1 protein-coding gene and 1 pseudogene are annotated in these 1,264 nt (G+C 62.6%); both read right to left on the bottom strand.

The genetic code is table 11. The annotated features are described in order from the left end of the window. Positions 1 to 142: pseudogene (locus IVB50_RS38355) on the bottom strand (plasmid pRiA4b ORF-3 family protein); the annotation flags it as partial. Beyond that, the coding region (locus tag IVB50_RS38350; protein WP_247300088.1) for an IS66 family transposase at positions 139 to 1,264 on the bottom strand (1,126 nt) is incomplete at its 5' end. The gene IVB50_RS38350 and the pseudogene IVB50_RS38355, both read right to left, overlap by 4 nt.

Below are 1,264 nucleotides of genomic sequence, written 5' to 3'. Positions count from 1 at the left end.
TCGTCCAGCCAAACGCCGCCTGAAGCGTCAGATGCAGCCGATCAAGGCGCAGCGTGAGCGGCACGACAAGGCATCGCATCACCTCCGGTTTCACGTCCTTGAGGGTCACCTTGATCCGGACCGCGGTCGTGTTCAGGCTCATGCCGCCAGCCTCGGATCGTGTGCATGCATCGTGTAGATCGATGCCCAAGGGAGCAGTTCGTCCAGTCGCGCCGCAGGCCAACCATTGACGAGCTTCGCGAGAACATCAGCGAGCCAGTGCTCGGCACTGACGCCATTGAGCTTACAGGTCTCGATTAACGAAGCCAGAACTGCCCAATTCTCGGCGCCCTCGTCGCAACCGGCAAAAAGGGAGTTCTTGGCGTTGAGCTTGATCGGCCGCATCGCACGCTCGACAGCATTCGTGTCCATCTCGATGCGCCCGTCATCAAGATAGAGCGTCAAGCCGTCCCAATGACGCAGCGCGTAACGCAAGGCCTTCGCCGTGTCGCTCTTCTGTGCAAGGTGATCAAGCTTGGCCTCAAACCACTGCTTCAAGGCTGTAGCCAGAGGTCGGGCATGCGCCTGCCTGCCAGCACGGCGCTCGACATCTGATCGGCCGCGGAGCGCTTTTTCGACCGCGTAAAGTTGGGCGATGCGCTCAAGAGCCTCGCGGGCAACCGGAGCTGGCGCCGGAGCGGCCTCGCGCTCGATCTTCACAAACTGGCGCCTCAGATGCGACCAGCAGAAGGCGAGCGTCCCGGACAAGGCGTCCGCACGCGTCTCTCGGGTCATAGTCTTGTAAGCCTGATAACCGTCGCAGTGGATGATGCCGCGAAAGCCCTCAAGTAGCTGCAAGCCATGAACGGCCCCACGGCCCGGTGCATAGGCGTAAACCACACCAGGTGGGTCAGGTCCGGCCCAGGGCCTGTCATCGCGTGACAGCGCCCAGAAGTAGCCGGTTTTGGTCCTGCCGCGCCCCGGATCCAATACCGGTGCGGGGGTCTCGTCGACACAGAGCTTCGAAGAGGCGAGCAGAAGCTGGCGCAGACGATGCCACAAGGGCTTCAATTCCTGGGCGGCGTAGCCGACCCAGAAGGCGAGCGTGGAACGGTCGATGGCGATACCGTGCGTCGCCAGCATCTGCGCCTGACGGTAAAGCGGCAAATGCCAATGATACTTGGCGTCGATCACATGCGCGACGAGCCGCTCGGTCGGCAGTCCTCCCCTGATCAATCGCTCGGGAGCAGCATGCTGGAGGACGACGCCGTGACAGGCGCGGCAG

This window comes from Bradyrhizobium sp. 87 (genome assembly GCF_023073015.1).
In the GTDB taxonomy this organism is placed as follows: domain Bacteria; phylum Pseudomonadota; class Alphaproteobacteria; order Rhizobiales; family Xanthobacteraceae; genus Bradyrhizobium; species Bradyrhizobium canariense_D.
Note: the sequence above shows the minus strand (reverse complement) of the source record. Positions and strands in the feature narration are given on the sequence as shown.